6 protein-coding genes are annotated in these 2,941 nt (G+C 72.6%); 5 read left to right on the top strand and 1 reads right to left on the bottom strand.

Annotated features, from left to right (window positions below; genetic code table 11):
- Both VF468_00340 and VF468_00345 read left to right on the top strand, forming a co-directional pair.
- Positions 1 to 261: amidohydrolase family protein (locus VF468_00340; GenBank protein HEX5876775.1), on the top strand; the 261-nt coding region annotated here is incomplete at its 5' end.
- A 225-nt stretch (positions 262 to 486) separates the two neighbouring features.
- The gene (locus VF468_00345) at positions 487 to 756 is read left to right on the top strand and encodes a hypothetical protein (protein ID HEX5876776.1); all 270 of its coding nucleotides are present in this window, start codon (positions 487 to 489) and stop codon (positions 754 to 756) included.
- Between the two features lie 51 nt (positions 757 to 807).
- On the opposite strand, the gene VF468_00350 is transcribed toward VF468_00345, so the two are convergent.
- The gene (locus VF468_00350; protein HEX5876777.1) at positions 808 to 1,209 is read right to left on the bottom strand and encodes a Fur family transcriptional regulator; all 402 of its coding nucleotides are present in this window, start codon (positions 1,207 to 1,209) and stop codon (positions 808 to 810) included.
- A gap of 42 nt (positions 1,210 to 1,251) precedes the next feature.
- On the opposite strand from VF468_00350, the gene VF468_00355 reads away from it, so the two are divergent.
- The 3 genes from VF468_00355 to VF468_00365 all read left to right on the top strand — a co-directional run.
- A complete protein-coding gene (locus VF468_00355; GenBank protein HEX5876778.1) occupies positions 1,252 to 2,004 on the top strand; it encodes a class I SAM-dependent methyltransferase in 753 nt (250 codons plus the stop codon).
- Between the two features lie 73 nt (positions 2,005 to 2,077).
- Positions 2,078 to 2,452: an ATP-binding protein gene (locus VF468_00360; GenBank protein ID HEX5876779.1), complete on the top strand. Its 375-nt coding sequence runs from the start codon at positions 2,078 to 2,080 to the stop codon at positions 2,450 to 2,452.
- A gap of 20 nt (positions 2,453 to 2,472) precedes the next feature.
- Positions 2,473 to 2,941 (top strand): sigma-70 family RNA polymerase sigma factor (locus tag VF468_00365; protein ID HEX5876780.1); only part of this gene is annotated, 469 nt, incomplete at its 3' end.

The following is a 2,941-nucleotide window of genomic DNA, read 5'->3' on the forward strand; positions in this document are numbered from 1 at the left end:
AACCAGGGACCACCCCCGGCGGTCGACGTGGAGGAGCTGGCGCTGCTGGTCGAGGCCGGCCTGCGCCCGGAGCAGGCGGTGGCCGCCGCCACCTCGCTGGCCGCGGACCACCTGGGGCTGGCCGGCGCCGGCCGGGTCGCGCCCGGGGCCCGGGCCGATCTGCTGCTGGTCGACGGCGACCCGCTGGCCGACCTGCAGGCCCTTTCCCGCGTCCGGCTGGTCATCCGCGACGGGCACATGGCGGCGAATTCCCGGGGCTAGAGGTCCCGCCCCGCGTGGTCGCTTGATGACCATTTGCCACCCGATCGCGTCATTCACGACTGATCCAGCCGCTGGGACAGACCCAGGTAGCCCATTTCTTGTGGTTGTTTGAGCAGGGATTTGGCATTCCGTTGTTGCGAATCGCTGATCGCTGTGGTTATCTCTTCGAGAAATCAGCGCGGTGGGGGTACCAGAATGCGCTGATGGGCCGTGAAAGGAGTCTGGTTGGGCACCAAGACGATCACCATGTACGTCTCGGACATCGACAAGTCCGAGATTGCCGAGGGCGAGGCCTACCAGCTGTCCATCCGTCACCCCGACGGGTCGACCCAGCAGCTCGACATCTCGGCCAAGAACTACCGTGACCTCAAGCTCGAGGGCCTCGGCAAGACGCTCAAGAAGCGCGGCCGCAAGCCCGGCTCGACCACGCGGGCGGCGGCAGGTACCCGCCGTCGCGCCAACGGCCGCGCCAACAACAAGGCCGAGGGCGCCTGACCTTCGGCGGTCCCGACGCCCGCGCCGTAAATTGGCGCGGGCGTCGTCGTTTCAGGAGCTCGCCCGGCAGGCGGCGCACACCCCGAAAACATCGGCCTGGTGGCCGGTGATCGTGTATCCGTGGCGGTGCGCGACCCGGGACGCCCACAGCTCCACCTCGCACGTGTCGATCTCGACGACCCGGCCGCATCGCTGGCAAACCAGATGGTGATGGTGCACGGGATTGCAGAGGCGGAACAGCGCCTCCCCGCTTTCGCGCCGGAAGACGTCAACCCGGCCCGAGTCGACCAGCCCCTGGAGGGCGCGGTAGACGGTCGCCAGCCCGACCCCGCGGTCGAGGCGGGCGTGGAGGTCCTTGGCCGAGACGGGACCGTGGGCGCGGCGCAGCGCCTCCAGCACGGCCCTCCGCTGCCTGGTGACACGCGCCGGCTCGGGAATCCGCCCGCCGTTCATGGGAGGAAGTCTATCGCGGGGACCATCTGCGAGAATCGGGCGGTGCCTGCGGTTGCCCAGGGCGCCTACCGGCGCTACGCCCTCGTCTACGACCTGGTCTGGCGGGCCGCCCCCTACGACCGGTTCGTCGACCTGTGCCTGGAGGTGGCCGCCGCCCAGCGGACCCGCGTGCGCCGGGTGCTGGTGGCCGCCTGCGGCACCGGCAACGCCGCCGCCGAGCTGGCCGGCCGCGGCCTCGAGGTCGTCGGGTTCGACCTCTCCCCGGCCATGCTGGCCGTGGCCGCGGCCAAGGTCCAGGGGGGGTCCCCCGGTGAGTCGGGGATCGGGCTGGTGGTCGGCGACCTCCGGGCCGTGCCCGTGCGCGGCGGCTGGGCCGACCTGGTCGTGTGCCTCAACGCCGGCCTCAACTACCTGCTCGAGCCGGCCGAGGTGGTGGCCGCCCTCGGGCACCTGGGCCGCGCCGCCGCCCCCGGGGGCACGGTGGTGGTCGAGCCCCTGTCGGCCCGGTACGTCCACGACGGCTGGCAGCCGGGCCGCCATCTGGACCGCGACGGCCTGCGCCTGGACGCGACCTACGAGGTCGCCGGCGACCTGCTGGTGGAGCGGCTGCGCTGGTCGTTCGGGGGCGTGGAGGAGACCGAGACCTACCGCCAGCGCCTCTACGGCGACGCCGAGCTGGAGGCGCTGGTCGCGGCGGCCGGGCTCCGCCTGGTCGAGCGCCGGCCGATGTGGCCGGCCATCCCGGCCGAGCCGGCCCGGGGGCGCGTGCTGTGGGTGGCCCGGCCGGCGGGCTGACCCGCCTTGCGCGATACGCCAGGACCGGGGTTGGATGGGAGCCGAACCGAAAGTGGTAGGAGAGCCCCCGCGAATGACGTCCACCGTGCACCTCGAGATCCCCGCGTCCGGCGCCTACCTCGCGGTGGTCCGGGCCGCCGCCACCGGCCTGGCGGCCCAGCTCCAGTTCACCTACGAGCAGATCGACGACCTCCGGATCGCGGTCGACGAGGCCTGCACCCAGCTGCTGGCCCGGCGGGGCAGCGCGACCACCCTCAACGTCGCCTACCACCTGGCCGACGCCGAGCTCCGGGTCGACGTCTCCATCGAGGCCCCCGACCGGGGCGACCCGCTGGCCCGGGACACCTTCGCCTGGCAGATCCTCTCGGCCATGACCGACGAGGTGCGGGAGCAGTCGGACGCCGGCCGGCTGTGGCTGAGCTTCCGCAAGGCGGGCGGACGCGGGTGAGCGAGCCGCCGATCGACGGCGTGCGCCGGGAACCGGGCACCAGCAACAACGGCGTGACCTCGCTCAACGGCCGCACGGTGGACCGCGGCCACGCCAAGGACCTGTTCCGGCGCTTCGTCGAGACCCGCAACCCGGCCCTGCGCGAGGAGCTGGTCGGGCTCCACCTCCCCCTGGTCGAGTACCTGGCCCGGCGGTTCCGCAACCGCGGTGAGCCGCTGGAGGACCTGGTCCAGGTGGGCACCATCGGCCTGCTCAAGGCCATCGACCGCTTCGACCTGGAGCGGGAGGTGGAGTTCTCGACCTACGCCACCCCGACCATCGTCGGCGAGCTCAAGCGCCACTTCCGGGACAAGGGCTGGGCCGTGCGGGTCCCCCGCCGGGTGCAGGAGCTCCACCTCGAGCTGGACCGCACCATCGCCAGCCTGAGCCAGGAGCTCGGCAGGCCGCCCACGCCGAGGGAGATCGCTGCACGTGCCGGCGTGGACGAGG

The organism is Actinomycetota bacterium (genome assembly GCA_036280995.1).
In the GTDB taxonomy this organism is placed as follows: domain Bacteria; phylum Actinomycetota; class CALGFH01; order CALGFH01; family CALGFH01; genus CALGFH01.